This is a genomic window from Streptococcus thermophilus, from assembly GCF_010120595.1.
GTDB classification, from domain to species: Bacteria; Bacillota; Bacilli; order Lactobacillales; family Streptococcaceae; genus Streptococcus; species Streptococcus thermophilus.
The window spans coordinates 1,559,020-1,581,382 of record NZ_CP038020.1 but is presented as its reverse complement, the minus strand read 5'-3'; the positions used below and the strand labels follow the sequence as shown (position 1 = coordinate 1,581,382).

Genomic DNA, 22,363 nt, shown 5'->3' with positions numbered 1-22,363 from the left:
CTTGTCCTAGGCTCTAACTATTGCTATAATAATCTTATGATTCAACAAATTTTGTTTATTACAGTGGAAACTATTTTTGAAACGGTTTGTTTTAATTACAGTTTACAGCAAGGCTATTACTTTTTTACAGCCTTTTTTGGTTACTTACTCTTACGTCGTCTTTGGACCACTTATATTATTTCTCGAATTGCGAGTGCAGCCGATAAGTCTACCAAGAAGTAAGGCTGACTTCACCAGCGCTCAGCCATTTTTCCTGACCGTCATCAGTGAGAACGAGGAGTTGCCCCTTGTCTCCAATTTCTTTAGCAATACCACTGTAAGCCTTTCCAGATTGTTCAAAGGTCACTTGTTTGTCTAAAACGAGGGACTTTTCTTTATAAACTTTGACCAAATCAGTAGTAGGAATGGTTAAAAAGAGCTTCCAAATTTCTGAAATGAGCTGATTCCGAGTGATTGTGGGACGCTCATTTTGGAAAAGGCTGGTTGCTTTAGTAGCTATTTCTTCAGGAAAATCGCTAATTGAAAAATTAAGTCCTACACCGATAATGACATCTGTGATACATCCAGATTCGATAGAACTGATGGCTTCGGTAAGAATACCAGCTATTTTTTTGTTGTTCAGATAGATATCGTTGACCCATTTGATGTCTGTATCTATGCCTGTAAGGCGCTGAATAGCCTTGACAATGGAAGCAGCTACCATCATGGTATAAGGCGGTAACTCACTAAAGTGACAGTTTGGCTTAAGGTGAATACTCATATAGATACCACCGTGAGGACTTGTATGAAAGTGACGTTCAAAGCGTCCCTTAGCTGATCCTTGATTAGACGCAAGATAAAGGCTAGGGGCAGGATCTTGTCTTTCCATACCATGTTTAGCATCAAGTTGTGTAGAGGTGGAGTCGGGATTAAAGTAGACAGGAAAGTTGAGTTGCTTAGAAATCTCTTGAGAAAGAAGAATATCTCCCTTTTCTAAATGGTATCCTTTTTTTCGGACACTTGTAATAACAACACCTTGATCCTGAAGTGACTGAATGGCTTTCCAAATGGCTGTTCGTGAGATACCAAGCTCTTTGGCAAGGCTTTCTCCAGTAACAAAATCAGGACTCTTTGCTAATATTTCATAAACACGTTCATAGGTTTTCATATTCTAAGTATAATACAAAAACCAGTAAATTGCTCGCCATAAAATATTGATAAGATTTGATAATTAATAACTATGTGACTAGACAAGAAAAAAGTGATATAATGAAACTTAGTTATTAAGTCCCGATAAGGCAGCAGTCATCCTAGAATGGTTGCTGGTTCTTTGTAACTTTTTAACGGCGCCGAGCTCTTTGTGGAGTATAGCGTTTTATCTATTAGGAGGCGGTTAAATCTCCGTGCTATCTAATACTATTTTTCATATTAAAAGGGGGACATTCTATATGTCAGAACGTAAACTTTTCACGTCTGAATCAGTATCTGAGGGACATCCAGATAAAATTGCAGACCAAATTTCAGATGCCATTCTCGATGCGATTTTAGCAGAAGATCCAGACGCCCATGTAGCAGCAGAAACAGCTGTTTACACTGGTTCTGTCCATGTTTTTGGTGAGGTTTCTACAACAGCTTATGTGGACATTAACCGTGTGGTTCGTGATACTATCGCTGAAATTGGTTATAATAATTCAGAATACGGCTTTGCAGCAGAATCTGTTGGGGTTCACCCATCATTGATCGAACAATCTCCAGATATTGCTCAAGGTGTTAATGAATCACTTGAAGTTCGTGGAACTGGTGACCAAGATTCACTTGATCTTATCGGAGCAGGTGACCAGGGTCTTATGTTTGGTTTCGCTATTGATGAAACTCCAGAATTTATGCCGCTTCCAGTTAGTCTTTCACATAAATTAGTAAAAAAATTGGCAGATTTGCGTAAATCTGGTGAGATTTCCTACCTTCGTCCAGATGCTAAATCTCAGGTTACCGTTGAGTATGATGAAAATGATCAACCTGTCCGTGTCGATACAGTTGTTATTTCAACACAACATGATCCTGAAGCGACTAACGACCAAATTCGTCAGGATGTCATTGAAAAAGTCATTAAGGCCGTTATTCCTGCAGAATACTTGGATGAAGATACCAAGTTCTTCATCAATCCAACAGGTCGTTTTGTAATCGGTGGTCCTCAAGGGGATTCTGGTTTGACTGGTCGTAAGATTATTGTTGATACTTATGGTGGTTACTCAAGACATGGTGGTGGTGCCTTCTCTGGTAAGGATGCAACTAAGGTCGACCGATCAGCTTCGTATGCCGCTCGTTATATTGCCAAAAACATTGTAGCTGCTGGTCTTGCTAAGAAAGCAGAAGTACAATTGGCTTATGCTATTGGTGTTGCTAACCCAGTATCTGTCCGTGTTGATACCTTCGGAACGGCAACAGTTGCTGAGAGAAAACTTGAATCTGCTGTCCGTGATCTCTTTGACTTGCGTCCAGCTGGTATCATTCAAATGCTTGATCTTAAACGTCCTATCTACCGTCAAACAGCGGCTTACGGTCATATGGGACGTACAGATGTTGATCTTCCATGGGAAAAATTGGACAAGGTAGATGCACTGAAAGCAGCTGTAGAAGCTTAAAATAATTTAATATTATATGAAATTTAATAATTTTAAATCTAACAGAATTTATTTTTTTGAATTCTGTTTTTTGTTCCCATTATAAATAATATGAATTTTCTGATTTAAGACTTTACTGAAACTTTTAGATGTTTAAAATGATAGGCTTAAGGACACTAACCATTAATAATTTTCTTAGCTGAAAAACACTGAAATCATTTGAAAAATAAGAATAAATTGTTATAATGAAAGTGACGATGTAAATATAAAACTAGAGTTATTTTAGATTGATAGAGTAAGAGAAACACCTATATATAGTTTTACAGGTGTTAGATAATCTAAAACACTTTGGTGAGTTTGTGATTTTTTGGGGAAACTAATCAACAAAACAGGATATTTAGTTAGTCAATTCAATTTATTTTTAATAATATTAATTTTAGTTAATGTTTGCTTAGATTAATCATGTTCTTCCTTATTTTTCTAAAATGTTTATACCTACAGAGCTAGGAGTCTGGTGGAGGTTGTGTCTTTTCTCATTGGGGAGAGAGATTTGGTTTCTACAGAGCTTGCTCAAGAAAGATATTACATTGTAGTCCTAATGTTATAGGAAAATACCGAGGTCTAATGATTAGAATGGTTAAAAGGTGTAGTTAAGAGAACACTTTTAAATGTGGGTAGAAGCTTATGAACATATTGATAATTGGTAATACTGCTGGATTAACAAACGATTTCATTTTGAGAACGTTTCCTAATCAAGCAGTTTTTATTTTTGGTCATACAGGTGTAAAGAACTCTCGTAAAAATAAAATCACCGTTTATACCAAGCGTTATGAAAATGATCAGCTAGAAGATATTTTTGAATTTCATGATTATGATCAAATCATCTATCTTTCGGAATACCTCAATTATGGACATGAAAGTTCAGGGGAGATTGAGAATTTAATCAGATTACTAAAGTGTCTTCAAGAGAAAATAAATACAAGGTCTAACCTACTTGTAAATAATCTATCAGAGCTTCAAGAAGAGGCTAAAGCATTGCATTTGACATTTTTAGGGCCAAAGGTTGCTGAAGATATCGGTGATGGGCAAGCTGCTTATAGGGAGCTTTTGATGAATATGGGCTACCGCCTCTGGGTATCAGGTTTGACAATTTCCAAAGGAGAAGGCAAGGTTGATATTACACTTAATTTGGAAAATTCTGGGGTGCCCTTTTATATGGGGATTGGCCTGTGGTATAATACTTGTGTAATGCTAATGGAAAGGGTTTTTCAAGCCCAACAACTTGAGTGTCGTTTGTCTGAATTGCTTCCAGATCAAACAACTGAACTTAAGGCAAGTTTCGCCTATTCCAAAGATCAGAACTATCAAGTGAAGCTAGGAATTCTATCTCCAATGACACAAGTGCCTTCTGTTCATTTTGCCATGAATGGTTTCGAAGGAGAAGTTATGCCTAAATTAGCAACGATTCAAAAGGATCAAAAAGGCACTGACAAGTAAGAAAGGAATAATAAATGTCTATTTTAATTACAGGAGGAGCTGGCTATATCGGTAGCCACACAACCGTCGAACTCCTTAATGCAGGTTTCGATGTAGTCTTAGCTGACGACTTTTCAAATAGTTCGCCAGCGGTACTTGAACGTTTGGAAAAGATTACGGGTAAAAAGTTTCCATTTTATCAAGGTTCCATTTTAGATACTGATTTTTTGGATAAGGTTTTTACAAATGAAGATATTGAGTTAGTCATTCACTTTGCAGCCTTTAAAGCAGTGGGTGAATCTGTTCAAAAACCTTTGAAATATTATAAGAACAACATCAATGGTACCATTACTCTCCTTGAAAAAATGAAGGAATACGATGTGAAAAACATTGTCTTCAGTTCAAGTGCAACAGTTTACGGTACCAATAATCCTTCCCCAATGACCGAAGATATGCCAACGTCAGCGATTAATCCATACGGTTATACAAAGTTGATGATGGAACAAATTCTTACAGACGTAGCTGCCTCAGACCCTTCATGGTCTGTCACAAATCTTCGTTATTTCAATCCTATCGGAGCTCATGAGAGTGGTTTGATTGGTGAATTGCCAAACGGTATTCCAAACAATCTTATGCCATATATTACACAAGTTGCTATCGGTAAACTTCCTGAGCTTAATGTCTTTGGTGATGATTATCCGACTCCGGATGGTACAGGTGTCCGTGACTACATTCACGTTCTTGACTTGGCATCAGGTCACTTGGCTGCCGTCAAATATAATTTGAGCCACAAAGGTGCTGAGATTTTCAACTTGGGTACTGGACACGGTTATAGTGTTTTGGATCTCGTTAAGACATTCGAAGGTGAAAATAAGGTTGCTATCCCTTACCGTATTCAAGGGCGTCGCGCTGGTGATATTGCGACTTGCTATGCGTCTCCTGAAAAGGCCAAAGAAGTTCTCGGCTGGGAAGCTAAGAAGACTTTGAAAGATATGGTCAGAGATTCTTGGCGTTGGCAAACAACAAACCCAAATGGTTATGAAGACTAAACTTAGTCTAGGAAATCATAGCCTATAGAGAGTAGGACAAGCACTAGATTTTTTTAAGCAACCCTAATCTAGTCGCCTCAGAAATAAAGAGAAGAGGTGTGAAAACAGTCACTAAATGATTATAGGTTTAGAACTGTCTCACCCTCTTTTTATGTTTTAGACTAGCTTTCTATGGTATAATGAAATCATGACTATTATTAATCAATTCGTCACTTTGACGAGTCACCTAGTATTTATTGGATTGAGCTACCATATGCTGATTAGCCTCTTTGATTGGGCAAAATTGATCAAAAATCCTATCGAGAATACTGGTAAGTTGAAACTTTTCTTGCTTTTTATTAGCATTGCCTTAGGCTATCTTGTCAGCTCCTTTATTCTGTCAGTTTTAGCTTTTGGACAGAATATGGCTAGCTCGATTTCTTAAATTAGTGATTTTAATTGTGTTTTGATATAATACAAAAAAATACGAAATTAATCCTTGAAAGGAATCCTTATGGATAAAATTATTGTGAAGGGTGGCAACACTCGATTAAGTGGTGAGGTTGTCATTGAAGGTGCTAAAAACTCTGTCCTTCCTTTGTTGGCGGCGACTATCTTGGCCTCAGAAGGTCAAACAACCTTAACTAATGTTCCAATCTTGTCAGATGTTTATACGATGAATAATGTTGTCCGTGGTTTAGATATTGCTGTAGACTTTGACGAGGAAAACAATACCGTTGTAGTTGATGCTAGTGGAGAAATTCTCGATCAAGCACCATATGAGTATGTGAGTAAGATGCGTGCGTCAATCGTAGTTCTTGGCCCTATTCTTGCTCGTAATGGTCATGCTAAGGTCTCAATGCCTGGCGGTTGTACGATTGGTAGTCGTCCTATTGACCTCCACCTTAAAGGTTTGGAAGCGATGGGTGCTAAAATTATCCAAGTTGGTGGTGATATCACCGCGACAGCAGAAAAACTTAAAGGTGCAACTATTTATATGGACTTCCCATCAGTTGGTGCTACTCAGAACATTATGATGGCAGCCACTTTAGCTGATGGAGTCACTACCATTGAAAATGCTGCGCGTGAACCGGAAATCGTTGACTTGGCTATTCTTCTTAACGAGATGGGGGCAAATGTCAAAGGTGCTGGAACTGAAAAACTCGTGATTAAAGGTGTTAAATCTCTTCATGGTACGCAACATGCGGTTGTTCAGGACCGTATTGAAGCAGGTACTTTTATGGTAGCAGCAGCCATGACTTCTGGCAATGTTCTTATTAAGGATGCTATCTGGGAACATAACCGTCCTTTGATTTCTAAATTATTGGAAATGGGTGTCGACGTTAAGGAAGAGGACAGAGGCATTCGTGTTAAATCTGATGTTTCGAAATTGAAACCTGTAGCTGTTAAAACCCTACCTCACCCAGGTTTTCCAACTGACATGCAGGCTCAATTTACGGCTCTTATGGCAGTTGTGAAAGGTAAATCAAGCATAAGTGAAACAGTCTTCGAGAATCGTTTCCAACATTTAGAGGAAATGCGTCGTATGGGGCTTCATTCTGAAATCCTTCGTGATACTGCAATGATTCACGGTGGTTTGCCACTTCAAGGAGCGCGAGTTATGTCTACTGACCTTCGAGCTTCTGCAGCCCTTATCCTCACAGGGATGGTTGCTGAAGGAACAACAACTGTTGGGAAATTGACACACTTGGATCGTGGTTACTATAAATTCCATGAGAAACTAGCTAAACTAGGAGCCCAAATTTCACGTGTAAGTGAGGCATAGTATGGAAACTGGTAAAGGCTATGTTTTTCGTCAATTATTACTTGTTTTGATTGTATGTTTAATTAGCCTTGCTTCTCTAGCTATCGGTTTAATGATTGGCTATTCCGTATTGGGTGAAGGCAAGGATCCTATTAGCATCTTAAAACCAGAATCCTGGCAGGCAATTATTGCTAAATTTACAGGAAAATAAGAGGGAGTGGGCAGTCGTACCACTCCTTTCATCATGACATTTATATCAAAGAAAGAGAACAATGGCAAAAAGAAAGACATCTTTGACAAATAAACAGAAACGTCAGTTAGTCACATTAATAATAGCAGCTTTAATAGCTGTTTTAGGTTACCTAGGAACCAGTAACAAGCTCTCGCCTGATAATCCTATCAGACAAGTAGCAAGTCTAGTTTCAGGGAAATCTAACAAATCCATTAAATCTAATGGTTCAACAAATAGTCAGTCTACACCACAAGAGCAGCTTTCTGAGACAGTAATGACTAGTTCAGTCAAAAGCCAACTGGGTAATTCCTTGGAATGGAATGGAGCTGGGGCCTACATTATTAATAGAAATAAGACGAATCTAAATGCTAAGGTATCAAGCCAACCCTATGCTAATAACCAAGTCAAAACGGTTCAAGGACAAACTGTTCCTACAGTTGCTAATGCCTTATTAAGTAAAGCAACTAGACAGTACAAAAATCGTCAAGAAACAGGGAATGGTTCAACCTCTTGGACACCAGCTGGATGGCACCAGGTTCAAAATTTATCAGGAGAGTATAGCCATGCCGTAGATAGAGGCCATTTGCTAGGTTATGCACTGATAGGTGGTTTGAAAGGATTTGACGCCTCGACTTCAAATCCAGAGAATATTGCTGTTCAAACTGCTTGGGCAAATCAAGCATATAGCGATAGTTCTACAGGCCAAAACTATTATGAAAGCCTAGTACGAAAAGCTCTGGATAAAAACAAACGTGTTCGTTATCGTGTGACCCTGATTTATGAAGGAGAGAATCTCATTCCATCAGGAACACATCTTGAAGCTAAGTCAGCAGACGGCTCACTTGAGTTTAATGTCTTTGTTCCAAATGTACAAGAGGGAATTACACTAGATTACTATTCAGGAAAAGTAACGGTGAATTGAAGAAAAACGACTCCGAGTGGAGTCGTTTTTAGTATCTAGACAAATAAAAAACCACCGCAAGGTGAGTTTTTTATTCACTAGCTTGCTCCCAATGTTTAGAGAGGTAGCGAGAGTAGCTAGAGATAGCAAAGTTAACCACGAAATAGGCTAAAGCCAGAATACCGTATAAAGTAAAGATTTGGCTTGGTTCGTAGTAACCACCCATCAGAATCTGGCTCTTACCAAACAATTCTTGCAAGGCGATAACAGAGTAAAGGAAAGAAGTATCCTTGACAACCGTTACGAATTGAGAAATGATAGATGGTAACATTTTACGAATAGCTTGTGGGAAGATAATATAAATAAAGATTTGTCTGTTGTTAAATCCTTGAGACAAGCCGGCTTCCGTTTGTCCATGGTCGATAGAGTTAAGTCCTCCACGAATGATTTCCGCCAAGGCAGCTGATGTGAAGACCGTGAACGAGGTAATACCTGCCGCTGTAGACTTGAGTTGGAAGACCAAGAAGATAATGAAAATCCAAAGCAAGTTAGGAACGTTACGAACGAACTCAATGTAGATAGAAGCAATCCAACGAAGAATAGGATTCTTTCCGTTACGCATGACCGCGAGAATAGTTCCAAATAAGGTAGACAGCACAATGATGAAGAAAGACAAGTAAAGGGTTGTCCACATTCCTTGTGCCAAGAATTTAAGGTTAGTAGCTGATAAAACTTCTGACATAATGGACCTCCTTAGTAAGCTTTCTTATTTTGTTCTTCTTTACGACGTGCCCATGTGGCTAGAGGGAAACACATGATAAAGTAGAGGAAAGCAGCCCCAGCAAAGGCGGGCACGTAGTTAGTTGTATCATAAGCCCAAGCCTTAGCAGTGAACATGATATCTGCTCCAGAAATAATGGCAACCGTAGAAGTGTTTTTAATCAAGTTAACCACTTGATTGGTCAATGGTGGCAAGATAGTACGGACAGCTTGAGGTAAGATAATGATACGCATGGTATCAGCGTAGGTGAACCCTTGAGATAAAGCTGCTTCTGTTTGACCTTTAGGAACTGCCTCGATACCTGTACGAATAATTTCAGAAATATAAGCTCCTGTGTAGACTCCTACACAAAGGATAGCCGTCAAGGAAGTTGGAATCATGACATTACCGTCAGTCAAAATCGAAATGCCATAAAAGACAACTACGAATTGTACTAGCAAAGGGGTATTTTGGAAGATTTCGACATAAACACGTGAAATACCACGAAGTACCTTGTTGCGAGTCGAACTCATAGCACCAAAAATCAATCCAAGTAGAAGTGCTACAATCAAGGCACCGATAGAAATGCCAAGGGTATATAAGAATCCTTTGGCAAATTGGCCAAAGTTAGCAAAGAAAGCAGCCCAACGTTCGAGAGCGAAAGGACTAACCGTTTCAGTTAAAAGATACATAAATTCAGGACTCCTTTCTATTTATTTTCAGCCTTAGCAGGTTTCAAATTATATTTATCGTAGAGTTTTTGAAGACTTCCATCTTTTTGCCATTTAGCTATCAAATCGTTGGTATAGTCAATCAACTCTTGGTTAGACTTGCTTGAAGCAATACCATAATCTTGTGTTTTGAAACCTTCGTTCAATATTTTAGTTTTCTTACTTTCATATCCAGAGAGGATAGATTTATCCACTGAGAAAGCATCCACACGGTGGGCGTAAAGAGATACAGCCAATTCCGGGTAAGAACCAAGTTGAACGTAGTTGAACTTAAGATTATGGGCTGAGGCATATTCTTGCAAGGCGGCTTTAGTTGATGCCCCTTGAGCAACCCCGATAGTCTTACCATTCAAATCAGAGATTTTGTTAATACCTGAATCCTTTAGGACTAAGAAACCAATTTGATCATGGTAGTAAGGATTTGAGATGGCATAAGAAGCCTTACGTTCATCATTGATAGTATAAGTACCGATAAGTAAGTCAATAGTACCGTTATCCATAAGAGGTTCACGGGTTTGTGTCGTTACTGGAATGTAATTCACTTTTACTTTCAACTCATCAGCAATCTTTTTAGCAAGGTCAACTTCCATACCTTCGTATCTATTGGTCTTAGCAGAATAGTAACCAAAGTTAGGGACATCTTGTTTAACACCAACATTAAGTGTTCCTCGATTAACGATCTTTTGGACGGCCTTACTATCTAGGAGTTTGCTAGTATCTTCTGCCTCAGTTTTGTGATTTGTGATCAGAAAAACAGTAGCAATCACCAAGCTTACGGCTGTTAGGTAACGTAAGATTTTTTTGAAAATCATAGGCCACCTCCTTAGGCATCCACTGAGACTTTATCAGAGTGGTGGTTGATAATATTAGAGAGGAACTTAGCTGCACGAGGTTCAGTTGGATTGTCGAAGAAGCCATCGACATCCGTAGTGTCTACAAGGACCTGACCTTCAGCCATGAAAATGATACGGTCAGCCACACTACGAGCAAAGCCCATTTCGTGGGTAACAACTACCATGTTCATACCACCTTTGGCAAGTTTTTGCATAACAGCAAGAACATCACCGATAGCCTCTGGGTCAAGAGCTGATGTCGGTTCGTCAAAAAGCAAAAGTTCAGGTTTCATGGCAAGACCACGAGCGATGGCGACACGTTGTTTTTGCCCACCAGAAAGCATACTAGGATAAGAATCTTTCTTGTCCCACATGTTAACGTAGCGAAGGAATTTTTCAGCTGTCTTCTCCGCCTCTGCCTTACTAATTCCGAGAACCTTGATTGGTGCTAAGGTTACATTTTCAAGAACGGTTTTGTGAGGGTAGAGGTTGAAGTGTTGGAAGACCATACCTACTTCCTTACGCAATTCTACCAAGTCCTTAGCAGATGCCTCAGTAACATTATGTCCGTTAACGATCAGGGTACCCTCGTCGATTGGTTCCAAAGCATTGATAGTACGGATAAGGGTTGATTTCCCAGAACCAGAAGGTCCCAAGATAACCACAACCTGTCCTTTTTCAATTTCTAAATTGATATCACGAAGAGCATGATAGTCTCCGTAATATTTATTGACATTTTTAAATTCGATAAGTGCCATAAGAGCCTCCTATAATGGATTTGCTTGTTAGATTTTCTAACATGTTCATAATTTTAGTTTAGCATAAGATGAGTTTAAAGTCAAAAAAATACGAATATTTTTGCGAAATGCTCGGTTTTTATGATATGGTTAACCAATTTTACGATATAGATATAGAAAAAAATCGGCATTAGGATGAGTACTGCCTTCACTAGCTTGTTACCATTGTTTGCTGGGGTAACGAGAGTTGTTAGAGGTGGTAAAGTTAAGTACGAAACAAGTTAAAACGATGGTTAATTTCATATTTTGTAACTAAATGTACTAGAACTATTTATTCTACTGTAGGTGTTGTAAAAGTCAGAAATATTTAGTCTAAGGAAGGTTGGTGATTGCTCATTAATAAAAATGTAAAGAAAGCTTATATATCAGCCACAAAGGCATACTCGAAACTTGGTCCTTGACCTATTTTTTGGTATAATATGTTTGATATGTAAAGTTTTTGGCTTTACTAAATTGAATGACTTAAGAAAACCGATGAGGTGTTTATATGAAAAAAATTCTAGTTGTTGATGATGAAAGACCAATCTCCGATATCATCAAGTTTAACCTTACTAAGGAGGGTTATGAAGTGGTTACGGCCTTTGATGGGCGAGAAGCTTTGGAACAATTTGAAGCTAAAAAACCAGACTTGGTTATTCTGGACTTGATGTTGCCTGAACTGGATGGTTTGGAAGTTGCCAAGGAAATCCGTAAAACGAGCCACACACCGATTATCATGCTTTCAGCTAAAGATAGTGAGTTTGATAAGGTTATCGGATTAGAAATTGGGGCAGACGACTATGTGACTAAGCCATTTTCTAACCGTGAATTGTTGGCACGTATTAAAGCCCACTTGCGTCGTACAGAAACGATTGAAACTGCAGTAGAAGAGAGCTCTAACTCTGGCAAACAAGAAATTTCAATTGGTGAGTTGGTTATTGTTCCGGATGCCTTTGTTGCTAAAAAACGTGGAAACGAAGTTGAGTTGACCCACCGTGAATTTGAGTTACTCTTCCATTTGGCAACTCATATGGGACAAGTTATGACGCGTGAACATTTGCTTGAAACCGTTTGGGGCTATGACTATTTTGGGGATGTTCGTACTGTGGACGTAACGATTCGTCGTCTGCGTGAAAAAATTGAAGATACACCTAGCCGTCCTGAATATATCTTGACGCGTCGTGGTGTCGGTTATTACATGAAGAATTATGACTAGTATTGGCTTAAATATTACAAGCTTTGAACTAGCCTTACTCTTTACGCTCCTCTTTGTTGCTTTCTATTTCATTTTTCTAGCTTATCGTGATTATCAACAGGTCAAAAATATCCGAAAGTTGACTAAGAGAGTCAAATCCCTTATGGCAGGTAATTATAATGAAAAATTACGCATAAAGGGAGATTCAGAGCTTTTAGAGCTAGCTAATAGCTTGAATGATTTGTCGGACGTCTTTCGTTTGACACATGAAAATCTAATCCAGGAAAAAAACCGCTTATCATCTGTCCTTTCGTACATGAGTGACGGGGTTATTGCGACCAATCGCCTTGGTCAGATTACTATGATTAATAGTACTGCCCAACGCTTGTTGAATTTAGATCGCGAAACTGCGACTCAGATGTCTATTTTGGATATATTAGATGGTGAGAATCCCTATACCTATAGTGAATTGTTGTCTAAGACACCCGAAATCCATCTGTCGCGTCGAGATGCTAACGATGAATTTGTGACGCTACGTGTTAATTTTGCATTAATTCGTAAGGAATCTGGTTTTATTTCAGGTCTGGTAGCCGTTCTTCATGATGCCACTGAGCAGGAAAAAGAAGAGCGCGAACGCCGTCTCTTCGTATCAAATGTTAGTCACGAATTGCGGACGCCTTTAACTTCTGTGAAATCCTATCTTGAAGCGCTTGATGATGGTGCTCTCAACGAAGAGATTGCTCCAAACTTTATCAAAGTTTCTTTAGATGAAACCAACCGCATGATGCGTATGATTTCTGACCTCTTGGCATTATCTCGAATTGACAATAAAAGCACACAGCTTAATGTTGAAATGACAAACTTTACAGCCTTTATGACCTATATCTTGAATCGATTTGGTCAAATTAAGAGTCAAGAAACTAATCCAGGTAAGTCTTATGAAATCATTCGAGATTACCCAGTAAACTCTATTTGGGTGGAAATTGATACTGATAAGATGACCCAGGTCGTAGATAATATACTTAATAATGCCATCAAGTATTCTCCTGATGGTGGGCAAATTACAGTATCTATGAAAACGACAGACACTCAGTTGATTGTTTCTATTTCTGACCAAGGTTTAGGAATTCCTAAAAAAGATTTACCTCTGATTTTTGACCGTTTTTACCGTGTTGATAAGGCCAGAAGTCGTGCTCAGGGTGGAACAGGACTTGGCTTGTCCATAGCAAAAGAAATTGTTAAACAACATAATGGCTTCATTTGGGCTAAGAGTGAGTATGGTAAGGGGTCAACTTTTACAATTGTGCTTCCATATGACCAGGACGCAATGATGGTCGATGAATGGGAGATGTAGTAGAAATGATCTCAGAATTAGGGTTTAAATATAGTATTTTGGCTTCAGGGTCAACCGGGAATTCCTTTTATTTGGAAACTCCAGAAAAGAAGATTCTAGTGGATGCTGGTTTATCAGGAAAAAAAATTACAAGTTTGCTAGCGGAGATTGACCGTGATCCAAGTGATCTTGATGCTATCTTAGTAACACATGAACACAAGGACCATATCCATGGTGTAGGTGTTTTAGCTCGTAAATATGGCATGGATATATACGCCAATGAGAAAACCTGGCAAATTATGGATAGTAAGAATATGCTAGGTAAGGTTGATAATAGTCAGAAACATATTTTTTCTCGCGGTAAGCTTCTAACCTTTGGTGATATCGACATTGAATCTTTCGGAGTTAGTCATGATGCTATTGATCCACAATTTTACCGCTTTATGAAAGACGGAAAGAGCTTTGTCATGTTGACGGATACAGGCTATGTTTCAGACCGTATGGCTGGTCTTATTGAAAATGCTGATGGCTATCTGATTGAATCTAATCATGATATTGAAATCTTGAGAGCAGGTTCTTATCCTTGGTCAACCAAGCAACGTATCCTCTCTGATCAGGGTCACTTGTGTAATGAGGATGGAGCCGATGCTATGATTCGTACCATCGGTAATAAAACTAAAAAGATTTATCTGGGTCATCTTTCCAAAGAAAATAATATCAAGGAATTGGCCTACATGACGATGGAAAATCAGTTGGCTCGCGCTGACTTTGGTGTTGGAACTGACTTTAAGATTTTTGGTACCTCACCAGATACGGCGACCCCACTAATAGATATTTAGAATAATAGCAGAAGAGCTGCACTAATAGTCTAATAGTTTAGTGTGGCTTTTTAAAAGGATAGTATATGTGAAAATAATGTATCTCTCGCTAGGGATGGTGTCGCTTGGTTTGGGAATTCTTGGAATTCCTCTACCTATCTTACCCACAACACCTTTTCTACTTTTAGCCATCGCTTGTTTTGCTAGAAGTTCCAAACGTTTTGAGAAATGGTTATATAATACCAAACTTTACCAAACTTATGTCGCCGATTTTCGAGAAACAAAATCGATTGCCAAAGAACGAAAGAAAAAATCATTATCCAAATCTATGTTTTGATGGGAATATCGATAGTTTTCGCGCCTATTATTTAGGTGAAAATTGTGCTCTTTTTCCTGATGCTCTTTATCACTTATTGCTTGTTTAAGGTTATTCCTGATAAAGACGGATAAAAGATAAAAAATGAGGCTTCCAAAAGGAAGTCTCATTTTAACTACTATCCATTAATGTTTGCTGCGTAATTTTTTACGGACTTTATAGGCAAAGTTGGCTAGGCCATAGAATGGGCTAACAGGAAGGTTGAATTCCCCAATAAATTGTTCAATGCGTGGGTTAAATTTTGACTTGAAATTGTACAAGCCGCCATCTAGAGAATTTTCAATTCCTCCCATGTTTTGCCACTCGGCACCGCGTTCGAAAGCGTGATTCGCAGTTTCAAACCATGTCAAAATGGCAGGTTGGTAACGACGATAGTCTTCGTCCATTCCCGCATATATATTCTCAGATGTATTTCCAAATTCCAGAACTAAGGTACCTGAGAGTGGAACAATCTTGTTACCAGCATCAACCTTTTCTTGAAGGAAGGCGATTTCTTCTGAAAGTCTCTTGTACTCTTCTTTATTGTTCTCAATTTTTCCAGGTTTGGTTTTTTCTGTAAACTTGGCAGCGTCGGCAATATTCTTTTCAAGTTGTTTATTAAGATCTTTGAGGCGAGCTGGCAAATCTAGTGTTGAGAGTGTAATGTAAGAAGATTCTGGGTAAGTAGTCAACAACTTTTCATAGTAATCAATCCCACGAAGATGAATGTTCTTACGAGCCTCTGTTTTTTTCATTAGATCTGCAAATTGGTCTAGCAGCTCAGTGCCACCAAATTGAACTGAAATGCCTTTGTTTCGAGCAGTGCGAATAGCTTGCTTAGTACTCTTAGATAGCTGTTCCTCAGTAAAATCTTCCTTATAAATATTTGCCTGGAAGCGTGGTTGAATATTTTCAGCCATATCTTCGGTGAGACCAGTCCATTCAACGCCCAGAGCTTGGATATCTTTGGCAATTGACAAAGTATCTTCATTGATGTTAACTTCTTGAGAAATCAAATTTTTAGTGACAAAGAGACTTGGATCAAATTTAACAAAGAGAGCACGTTTTGTTTTGGCATATTTTTTAAGTGAAGTTATGACAAAAGCTAACAACTCTTTATCCTGGTAGTCCATGATAGGACCGCGTGGAATGTAAATCATAGAGAATCCAAGAGGTAGTGGTTGAATAAGAACACTAGCGACGGCAACAAGTTTGTCATCTTGATAGAAACCTAGACGATCATTGCCCCAACTATCCTTGATTTTTGCCCATGAGCTACTTTGTAATAAGTTGGTTTGAGGACTATCAATAACAAAGCGGTCATGCTCAGAAGTGCTGAGTCCAATTTTATAGGTAAACATATTAGTCTAGAACCCACTTTCTAATAGCGTAAGCGACACCGGATTCATCATTTGATTTTGTGATGTATTTAGCAATTTTCTTGATTTCTGGATTTCCATTTTCCATAACGACAGGAGAACCGACGACCTCCAGCATGGCACGGTCATTTTCTTCGTCTCCAATAGCCATTGTTTCTTCTTTAGTGAGACTAAGTTTTTCAGCAAGGTGTGTAACCGCGATCCCTTTATTGGCTGTTTTCTTGAGAATTTCTAGGTAAAATGGCGTTGATTTTACGATTGTAAAGCGATCATAAAATTCCTGTGGAAGTTTGGCAATGGCTGCATCAAGAATTTCAGGTTCGTCAATATACATGGCCTTAACAAACTCCTTGTCAGCCACCTCTTCAGGTGTACGATAGTAAATCGGCATATGAACAAGGGTAGACTCATGAACAGTGTAGCGACCAATGTTTCGATTACTTGTGTAGATACCATCTTTAGTAATAGCATGAGAATGAACGCCAAGCTTGTTAGCTAAAACTTCAATATCAAGGTAGTCTTCGTATGAAAGCGTCTCGCGAATCAATTCATTACCAGTAGAAGTCTCTTGAACGAGCCCTCCGTTAAAGGTGATGACATAGTCGCCATCTTGGTTAAGATTAAGTTCCTCAAGAAGTGGAAGTACGCCAGGAATAGGACGGCCAGTCGCAATAACGACCTTTACCCCAGCAGCCTTGGCATCTTGAATTGCTTGAAAGACTTCAGGTGTGACTTGACGTTGGCTATTCAAAAGAGTTCCATCAATATCAACTGCAATTAGTTTAATAGACATAATAAGTACCTGTTCCGTTTAGTTAATTTCCCTTCTATTTTACTAAAATTTAGCCGCTTTGTCATAGTTCTTCCTAAGAAAAATAATAGTGATGAGTCATCAGTAACAGATCAAAGCTCAACCTTAAAGAAAAACCACCTTAACTAAGAATTGCTCAAATGATTTTTAATTGGTAAAATAAGGTCAGACAAATAAAGGAGAGCTAAAATGATTCGAGCAACCAATCAATTGACAGAAAAAGAACGGAAGGATGCAAAAAAACATTGATTGTCAGCTGCCAAGCCTAGGACCGAACCTATCGAGAACCTTATCTCTCCAATATGCTTAATTTCGATTTCAACACGCTAGCCTTTTTCCTTTATTATCAAAATGGAGGTTGCTTGGTTTATTAACGGTTTATGCGGATAATGAAGATGTTGAACTAAGCATCCTAGTTCATTCCAATAATCGTCGTCAGGGCATTGCGCGTGCCTTGTTTAAGAGTTTCGAAAAAGAAACGGCATCTTATCCTATTCAATCAGTGACTTCTCAGACAGAGCGTGTTTTTCTAAATCGTCATCCTAGTCTGGCAAGCCATTGGGGGGTGATTGAGGATGAGGAGACGGAAACTTGGCTAGGGAGAGGTAGATTACCATATGCTCTGGAATTCCCGTTTAGATGTTAAGGTGCTCTTAGCAGAACCCTCTTATCTTGAAGAAATTACTCAACATGACTGTTGAAAAAGTCTATTTCACCACCAAGCCTTTTCTGATGCGGAAGAAACTCTTGAGGTTACCCACAGATATATCGCTGAGGCCTTGAAAGATTCCGATAGCTTGCTTTACATCCTGCTCAAAGAAGGTAAGATCATTGGAGTTTGTACTGTCGATGTATCTGGGAATAGCAACTACCTCTACGGTCTTGCGATTGCTGAAGCTTATCGTGGACAGGGCTATGGAAGCTATCTGGTAAAATCAGTCGTCAACCAACTCATTGCGCAAAATGACAAGGCTTTTCAAATTGCAGTAGAAGATAGCAATATTGGAGCCAAACGTTTGTATGAAAATATCGGCTTTGTCAAACAAACCCAGGTGGTTTACTTGAAATAGAAATGGTAGACGCAATACTGATACTCTCTTTTAGTATAGAGTTGCTATTATCTTAAGTAGAAAAATAGTTTTAGAATAGAAGGAATACTTAATGGAAATTAAAATTAAAAACAAAATAAAAGTAGGCGATCAAACGGAGATTATCGAAGAAATCCACACTTGTGAGGTTATGGAAAAAGGAGATTATACCTATCTTGTTCACCATAATTCGGAGAAAGAAAAAGTGGTTATTAAGTTGAACAAGGAAGAGCTGGTGATGACACGCTTTTCTAATCCAAAATCCATTATGCGTTTTTCTGCTAAAGCACCTACCTTGCTCCAAATTCCGACACCGCTTGGTGTCCAGCATTTTCTGACAGATACTAGTCTATTTGCTCATGACCCAAATGGACAAACAGTTGATGTTCATTATCAATTGAAGCATCCAGAAACAGAAGATGTTTTTGCCGATTATGAATTAGAAATTTCATGGTTTTAATTTGTTTAGAAATAGAATCATTTTGCTTGAAATAATGTTGAATTATGTTAGAATGTAAAGGAAAAATCAAGGGAGTAGCAGGCGACTTTAATCATGAGATTTGATTAAAGATTGCGATTATGTCGTCATTACGAAATTTTACATTTCCGGCATATTCTTAAACAGCGAGACTTGTTTTTAATTAAACAGGTCTCTTTTGGTATGATTTTTTATATAAAAAGAGTCTTGTTAGCCATATTTCCCTATTTAAAAGGAGGAGACTATTTTGTCGAAAGAACAAAGTAAAGCCTTGTTTTACACGCAAGGAGTGGAAGAAGTCCTAAAAAGCTTGGACACTTCCGTTGATGGTTTGTCTACTGCACAAGCCAAGGAACGTTTAGATGCCTATGGCTATAATGAGTTGGATGAAGGTGAAAAACGTAGCCTTTTATCAAAATTCATCGACCAGTTTAAAGATTTGATGATCATCATCTTGCTTGTCGCTGCTGCCCTTTCTATCATTACAGAAGGCAGGCATGGTTTGACGGATGCCTGTATTATTTTTGCCGTTGTTGTTTTGAATGCAGCCTTTGGTGTTTATCAAGAGGGGCAAGCAGAAGCGGCTATTGAAGCTCTTAAAAACATGTCAAGTCCAATGGCACGTGTGCGCCGTGATGGCAATGTGGTTGAAATTGATTCACGTGAATTGGTTCCAGGAGACATTGTTTTGCTTGAAGCAGGTGATGTTGTTCCGGCAGATATGCGTTTGATCGAAGCTGCCTCACTTAAGATTGAAGAATCTGCCCTTACTGGTGAATCCGTTCCAGTTGAAAAAGATATTACCGAGACGGTTGAAGCAGAAGCCGGAATTGGTGACCGTGTGAATATGTGTTACCAAAACTCAAACGTTACTTACGGTCGTGGTACTGGTGTAGTAACCAATACTGGTATGTATACTGAAGTTGGTAAGATTGCTGATATGCTAGCTAATGCGGACGAATCACAAACGCCGTTGAAGCAAAGCTTGGAGCAATTGTCTAAGACTTTGACTTACCTTATTATTGCTATTGCCTTGGTGACATTCTTGGTTAGTGTATTTATTCGTGGCGAACAGCCCCTTGAAGGTTTGATGGTTGCAGTTGCTCTTGCCGTTGCAGCTATTCCTGAAGGATTGCCTGCCATTGTAACGATTCTCTTGTCACTTGGAACAACGACTCTTGCCAAACGCAATGCGATTGTTCGTAAATTGCCAGCAGTTGAAACCCTAGGTTCAACTGAAATTATCGCATCTGATAAGACTGGTACCTTAACGATGAACCAGATGACTGTTGAAAAAGTCTATACAAACGGTCAATTGCAAAATGCTGATACAGAACTTGGTGCTGACAATACGACCCTTCGTATTATGACCTTTGCTAATGATACAAAGGTGGATCCAGATGGTAAATTAATCGGGGACCCAACAGAAACAGCACTGGTACAGTTTGGTTTAGATCACAATTTTGATGTTCGTGAAGTCTTGAAATCAGAGCCTCGTGTGGCAGAGTTACCATTTGACTCTGACCGTAAGCTCATGTCTACTATCCATAAGGAACCAGATGGTTCTTACTTTGTAGCCGTCAAGGGTGCACCTGACCAATTGATCAAGCGTGTTACTCGAATTGAAATCAATGGGGAAGTTCGCCCAATTACGGATGAAGACAAACAAGCTATCCTTGCTGTCAACAAAGACTTAGCAAAACAAGCCCTTCGTGTCTTGATGATGGCTTATAAGACAACAAGTGAAATTCCTACTTTGGAATCTGAAGTTGTTGAGTCTGATTTGATTTTCTCTGGTTTGGTTGGGATGATTGACCCAGAACGTCCTGAAGCAGCAGAAGCTGTCCGTGTCGCTAAAGAGGCGGGAATCCGTCCAATTATGATTACAGGTGACCACCAAGATACAGCGGAAGCAATCGCTAAGCGTCTCGGTATCATTGATCCAAATGATACGGAAGATCGTGTCATTACTGGGGCTGAGCTTAATGAGCTTTCTGATGAGGAATTCCAGAAAGTCTTCAAACAGTACTCAGTTTATGCGCGTGTGTCTCCTGAACACAAGGTTCGTATCGTTAAGGCTTGGCAAAATGAGGGCAAGGTTGTTGCTATGACAGGTGACGGGGTCAATGATGCGCCATCACTTAAGACAGCTGATATTGGTATCGGTATGGGGATTACAGGTACAGAGGTTTCTAAGGGAGCTTCTGATATGGTTCTTGCCGATGATAACTTTGCGACAATTATCGTTGCTGTAGAAGAAGGTCGAAAGGTCTTCTCCAATATTCAAAAATCAATCCAGTACCTCTTGTCAGCTAACATGGCCGAAGTCTTTATTATCTTCTTTGCTACATTATTTGGATGGGATGTGCTTCAACCAGTGCACCTTCTCTGGATTAACTTAGTAACAGATACCCTTCCAGCCATCGCTCTTGGTGTTGAGCCAGCTGAACCAGGTATTATGACTCACAAACCTCGTGGACGTCAATCAAACTTCTTTGATGGTGGGGTCTTTGGTGCTATCATGTATCAAGGTGTTTTCCAAACTATCCTGGTTCTTGCAGTATATGGTTGGGGTCTTGTTTTCCCAGAACATCATACACAAGCAGAAATTCATGCAGATGCCCTTACAATGGCCTATGCAACACTTGGATTGATTCAGTTGCTTCATGCCTTTAACGTTAAGTCTGTTTATCAATCAGTCTTTAAAGTTGGTCTCTTTAGAAACAAGACATTTAACTGGGCAATTCCAGTTGCCTTCATCCTCTTGATGGCAACTATCGTGGTTCCTGGGTTGAATAATCTCTTCCATGTGTCACATCTAAGTTTTACACAATGGCTTGCGGTTATTGTAGGTTCATTCTTGATTGTGGTTTTGGTTGAAATAGTCAAAGCTATTCAACGTGCCCTTGGTAAGGATAAAGACGCTATTTAAGATATAAAGTCAGAGACAATGGTCTTTGGCTTTTTCTTATCACATCTTGAATTCATTAGCTGTCTTGTTTATAATGAAAGGAACTAATCATAAGTTAAGGAGAAGGTCATGAACGAAACTATTAAGACACAACTCAATCACCGCAGTATTCGTCAGTTTAAACCTGTGGCTTTGGCACAAGAAGAGGTTAACCTCCTGGTTGATGTTGCCAGACATGCACCAACAAGTAATTTTAGACAGGCTTATTCGATTATCAGTATTACTGATGAAAAATTGAAGGAACAAATTGCAGAAATTGCCAACCAACCCTATATTCCTAATGCTGGGCACCTCTTTGTATTTGTTGTAGACCAAAGACGTAATACCTTGATTGCAGAAGCTAAGGGAACCAAGGCTTTGGTACAAGGTAGTCCTGAACGCTTTATTTCAGCTTTTTCAGATGCTATGATTGCTGCGCAAAATATGGTGGTAGCTGCTGAGAGTTTAGGTATGGGAACTGTTTATTTGGGCAGTATCTTAAATGATAATGCCAAACTTTCAGAGCTCCTCAAACTTCCAAAGTATGTCTATCCAGCAGTTGGTTTAGCAGTTGGTTGGCCAGACCAGGAACCGCAGCTTAAACCTCGTTTGCCACGTCATGTCATCCATATGGAAAATTACTATAAAGATTTGGAAAATCCCTTGGCGGAGCTAAAAGACTACGACGCTGAAGTCCATGAGTATTATGATCTTCGCGATCTCAATAACAGAGTTGATGAATTTACGACTCAAATTGCCAAGACCATGGACAAATCCGTTGCCAATCGTGCTAACACCTTGAAGGATCTACAAAAGCAGGGATTTTTCATCGACTAAAAAACGACTCTCAAAGA

21 protein-coding genes and 2 pseudogenes are annotated in these 22,363 nt (G+C 39.1%); 16 read left to right on the top strand and 7 right to left on the bottom strand.

The window, feature by feature from the left end; translation table 11 throughout:
* The first annotated feature begins 36 nt into the window (after nucleotides 1-36).
* Nucleotides 37-222 (top strand): DUF3272 family protein, encoded by a 186-nt coding sequence (locus tag E3C75_RS08370; RefSeq protein ID WP_011681224.1) that lies wholly within the window; start codon nucleotides 37-39, stop codon nucleotides 220-222.
* Here the strand turns inward: E3C75_RS08370 and birA are convergent.
* Complete coding sequence (gene birA / locus E3C75_RS08365) at nucleotides 209-1,147, bottom strand: bifunctional biotin--[acetyl-CoA-carboxylase] ligase/biotin operon repressor BirA (RefSeq protein WP_011681223.1); 939 nt, start codon at nucleotides 1,145-1,147, stop codon at nucleotides 209-211. The two genes, E3C75_RS08370 and birA, sit on opposite strands and share 14 nt — an antisense overlap.
* A 280-nt stretch (nucleotides 1,148-1,427) precedes the next feature.
* On the opposite strand from birA, the gene metK reads away from it, so the two are divergent.
* The 7 genes from metK to E3C75_RS08330 all read left to right on the top strand — a co-directional run bounded on the left by metK (nucleotide 1,428) and on the right by E3C75_RS08330 (nucleotide 8,023).
* Nucleotides 1,428-2,621: a methionine adenosyltransferase gene (metK, locus tag E3C75_RS08360; protein ID WP_084828864.1), complete on the top strand. Its 1,194-nt coding sequence runs from the start codon at nucleotides 1,428-1,430 to the stop codon at nucleotides 2,619-2,621.
* Between the two features lie 663 nt (nucleotides 2,622-3,284).
* Entirely contained in the window at nucleotides 3,285-4,097 is an 813-nt protein-coding gene (locus tag E3C75_RS11745) for a hypothetical protein (protein WP_223899678.1), read from the top strand.
* 14 nt (nucleotides 4,098-4,111) lie between these two features.
* The gene (gene galE, locus E3C75_RS08350) at nucleotides 4,112-5,125 is read left to right on the top strand and encodes a UDP-glucose 4-epimerase GalE (protein ID WP_014621668.1); all 1,014 of its coding nucleotides are present in this window, start codon (nucleotides 4,112-4,114) and stop codon (nucleotides 5,123-5,125) included.
* Between the two features lie 187 nt (nucleotides 5,126-5,312).
* Nucleotides 5,313-5,549: a DUF1146 family protein gene (locus tag E3C75_RS08345; protein WP_002946959.1), complete on the top strand. Its 237-nt coding sequence runs from the start codon at nucleotides 5,313-5,315 to the stop codon at nucleotides 5,547-5,549.
* Nucleotides 5,550-5,618: 69 nt separating this feature from the next.
* Entirely contained in the window at nucleotides 5,619-6,890 is a 1,272-nt protein-coding gene (gene murA, locus E3C75_RS08340) for a UDP-N-acetylglucosamine 1-carboxyvinyltransferase (RefSeq protein WP_024704149.1), read from the top strand.
* Nucleotide 6,891: 1 nt separating this feature from the next.
* Nucleotides 6,892-7,080, top strand: coding sequence for a DNA-directed RNA polymerase subunit beta (locus E3C75_RS08335; protein ID WP_011226090.1), 189 nt, complete (start codon nucleotides 6,892-6,894; stop codon nucleotides 7,078-7,080).
* 61 nt (nucleotides 7,081-7,141) lie between these two features.
* Entirely contained in the window at nucleotides 7,142-8,023 is an 882-nt protein-coding gene (locus tag E3C75_RS08330; RefSeq protein WP_111679622.1) for a DNA/RNA non-specific endonuclease, read from the top strand.
* Between the two features lie 70 nt (nucleotides 8,024-8,093).
* Here E3C75_RS08330 and E3C75_RS08325 read toward each other — a convergent pair whose 3' ends face one another.
* From E3C75_RS08325 to E3C75_RS08310, 4 genes are read right to left on the bottom strand one after another with little or no spacing between them, the layout of a single operon-like run.
* Nucleotides 8,094-8,744 carry an amino acid ABC transporter permease gene (locus E3C75_RS08325; protein ID WP_100273221.1) on the bottom strand — a complete coding sequence of 217 codons (651 nt, stop codon included), beginning with the start codon at nucleotides 8,742-8,744 and terminating at the stop codon, nucleotides 8,094-8,096.
* 11 nt (nucleotides 8,745-8,755) lie between these two features.
* Nucleotides 8,756-9,454: an amino acid ABC transporter permease gene (locus E3C75_RS08320; RefSeq protein ID WP_014608374.1), complete on the bottom strand. Its 699-nt coding sequence runs from the start codon at nucleotides 9,452-9,454 to the stop codon at nucleotides 8,756-8,758.
* 17 nt (nucleotides 9,455-9,471) lie between these two features.
* Nucleotides 9,472-10,305, bottom strand: a complete 834-nt coding sequence (locus E3C75_RS08315) for a transporter substrate-binding domain-containing protein (RefSeq protein ID WP_002953142.1) — start codon at nucleotides 10,303-10,305, stop codon at nucleotides 9,472-9,474.
* An 11-nt stretch (nucleotides 10,306-10,316) separates the two neighbouring features.
* Nucleotides 10,317-11,084: an amino acid ABC transporter ATP-binding protein gene (locus E3C75_RS08310; protein ID WP_011681207.1), complete on the bottom strand. Its 768-nt coding sequence runs from the start codon at nucleotides 11,082-11,084 to the stop codon at nucleotides 10,317-10,319.
* A gap of 526 nt (nucleotides 11,085-11,610) precedes the next feature.
* On the opposite strand from E3C75_RS08310, the gene yycF reads away from it, so the two are divergent.
* From yycF to E3C75_RS08290, 4 genes and pseudogenes are all read left to right on the top strand, one after another.
* Complete coding sequence (gene yycF, locus E3C75_RS08305; protein ID WP_011681206.1) at nucleotides 11,611-12,318, top strand: response regulator YycF; 708 nt, start codon at nucleotides 11,611-11,613, stop codon at nucleotides 12,316-12,318.
* The gene (gene vicK / locus E3C75_RS08300; RefSeq protein WP_084828862.1) at nucleotides 12,311-13,651 is read left to right on the top strand and encodes a cell wall metabolism sensor histidine kinase VicK; all 1,341 of its coding nucleotides are present in this window, start codon (nucleotides 12,311-12,313) and stop codon (nucleotides 13,649-13,651) included. Before yycF ends, vicK begins: the two co-directional genes overlap by 8 nt.
* An 8-nt stretch (nucleotides 13,652-13,659) precedes the next feature.
* Nucleotides 13,660-14,469: an MBL fold metallo-hydrolase gene (locus tag E3C75_RS08295; protein WP_100262465.1), complete on the top strand. Its 810-nt coding sequence runs from the start codon at nucleotides 13,660-13,662 to the stop codon at nucleotides 14,467-14,469.
* A gap of 76 nt (nucleotides 14,470-14,545) precedes the next feature.
* Nucleotides 14,546-14,898, top strand: a pseudogene (locus E3C75_RS08290) (YbaN family protein).
* A 51-nt stretch (nucleotides 14,899-14,949) separates the two neighbouring features.
* Here the strand turns inward: E3C75_RS08290 and E3C75_RS08285 are convergent.
* The gene (locus E3C75_RS08285; RefSeq protein WP_084830670.1) at nucleotides 14,950-16,164 is read right to left on the bottom strand and encodes an aminoacyltransferase; all 1,215 of its coding nucleotides are present in this window, start codon (nucleotides 16,162-16,164) and stop codon (nucleotides 14,950-14,952) included.
* Between the two features lies 1 nt (nucleotide 16,165).
* On the bottom strand, nucleotides 16,166-16,975 hold the full coding sequence (gene yidA / locus E3C75_RS08280) for a sugar-phosphatase (protein WP_011226081.1): 810 nt from the start codon (nucleotides 16,973-16,975) through the stop codon (nucleotides 16,166-16,168).
* A gap of 207 nt (nucleotides 16,976-17,182) precedes the next feature.
* On the opposite strand from yidA, the pseudogene E3C75_RS08275 reads away from it, so the two are divergent.
* The 4 genes and pseudogenes from E3C75_RS08275 to E3C75_RS08260 all read left to right on the top strand — a co-directional run bounded on the left by E3C75_RS08275 (nucleotide 17,183) and on the right by E3C75_RS08260 (nucleotide 22,346).
* A pseudogene (locus E3C75_RS08275) lies at nucleotides 17,183-18,097 on the top strand (GNAT family N-acetyltransferase).
* A gap of 57 nt (nucleotides 18,098-18,154) precedes the next feature.
* On the top strand, nucleotides 18,155-18,541 hold the full coding sequence (locus E3C75_RS08270) for a YwiB family protein (protein ID WP_084828860.1): 387 nt from the start codon (nucleotides 18,155-18,157) through the stop codon (nucleotides 18,539-18,541).
* Between the two features lie 265 nt (nucleotides 18,542-18,806).
* Complete coding sequence (locus tag E3C75_RS08265) at nucleotides 18,807-21,491, top strand: calcium-translocating P-type ATPase, PMCA-type (protein ID WP_111679621.1); 2,685 nt, start codon at nucleotides 18,807-18,809, stop codon at nucleotides 21,489-21,491.
* A gap of 108 nt (nucleotides 21,492-21,599) precedes the next feature.
* Nucleotides 21,600-22,346, top strand: coding sequence for an NADPH-dependent oxidoreductase (locus E3C75_RS08260; RefSeq protein ID WP_087009965.1), 747 nt, complete (start codon nucleotides 21,600-21,602; stop codon nucleotides 22,344-22,346).
* Nucleotides 22,347-22,363 lie beyond the last annotated feature (17 nt).

Bases quoted from the DNA above. Each gene is read 5' to 3' on its own strand.
- E3C75_RS08335 (WP_011226090.1), top strand. From the start codon at position 6,892: ATGGAAACTGGTAAAGGCTATGTTTTTCGTCAATTATTACTTGTTTTG.
- yycF (WP_011681206.1), top strand. From the start codon at position 11,611: ATGAAAAAAATTCTAGTTGTTGATGATGAAAGACCAATCTCCGATATC.
- E3C75_RS08285 (WP_084830670.1), bottom strand. From the start codon at position 16,164: ATGTTTACCTATAAAATTGGACTCAGCACTTCTGAGCATGACCGCTTT.
- E3C75_RS08320 (WP_014608374.1), bottom strand. From the start codon at position 9,454: ATGTATCTTTTAACTGAAACGGTTAGTCCTTTCGCTCTCGAACGTTGG.
- vicK (WP_084828862.1), top strand. From the start codon at position 12,311: ATGACTAGTATTGGCTTAAATATTACAAGCTTTGAACTAGCCTTACTC.
- E3C75_RS08260 (WP_087009965.1), top strand. From the start codon at position 21,600: ATGAACGAAACTATTAAGACACAACTCAATCACCGCAGTATTCGTCAG.
- galE (WP_014621668.1), top strand. From the start codon at position 4,112: ATGTCTATTTTAATTACAGGAGGAGCTGGCTATATCGGTAGCCACACA.
- E3C75_RS08270 (WP_084828860.1), top strand. From the start codon at position 18,155: ATGGAAATTAAAATTAAAAACAAAATAAAAGTAGGCGATCAAACGGAG.
- metK (WP_084828864.1), top strand. From the start codon at position 1,428: ATGTCAGAACGTAAACTTTTCACGTCTGAATCAGTATCTGAGGGACAT.
- E3C75_RS08310 (WP_011681207.1), bottom strand. From the start codon at position 11,084: ATGGCACTTATCGAATTTAAAAATGTCAATAAATATTACGGAGACTAT.
- E3C75_RS08370 (WP_011681224.1), top strand. From the start codon at position 37: ATGATTCAACAAATTTTGTTTATTACAGTGGAAACTATTTTTGAAACG.
- E3C75_RS08325 (WP_100273221.1), bottom strand. From the start codon at position 8,744: ATGTCAGAAGTTTTATCAGCTACTAACCTTAAATTCTTGGCACAAGGA.
- E3C75_RS08330 (WP_111679622.1), top strand. From the start codon at position 7,142: ATGGCAAAAAGAAAGACATCTTTGACAAATAAACAGAAACGTCAGTTA.
- E3C75_RS08345 (WP_002946959.1), top strand. From the start codon at position 5,313: ATGACTATTATTAATCAATTCGTCACTTTGACGAGTCACCTAGTATTT.
- birA (WP_011681223.1), bottom strand. From the start codon at position 1,147: ATGAAAACCTATGAACGTGTTTATGAAATATTAGCAAAGAGTCCTGAT.
- E3C75_RS08315 (WP_002953142.1), bottom strand. From the start codon at position 10,305: ATGATTTTCAAAAAAATCTTACGTTACCTAACAGCCGTAAGCTTGGTG.
- E3C75_RS11745 (WP_223899678.1), top strand. From the start codon at position 3,285: ATGAACATATTGATAATTGGTAATACTGCTGGATTAACAAACGATTTC.
- yidA (WP_011226081.1), bottom strand. From the start codon at position 16,975: ATGTCTATTAAACTAATTGCAGTTGATATTGATGGAACTCTTTTGAAT.
- murA (WP_024704149.1), top strand. From the start codon at position 5,619: ATGGATAAAATTATTGTGAAGGGTGGCAACACTCGATTAAGTGGTGAG.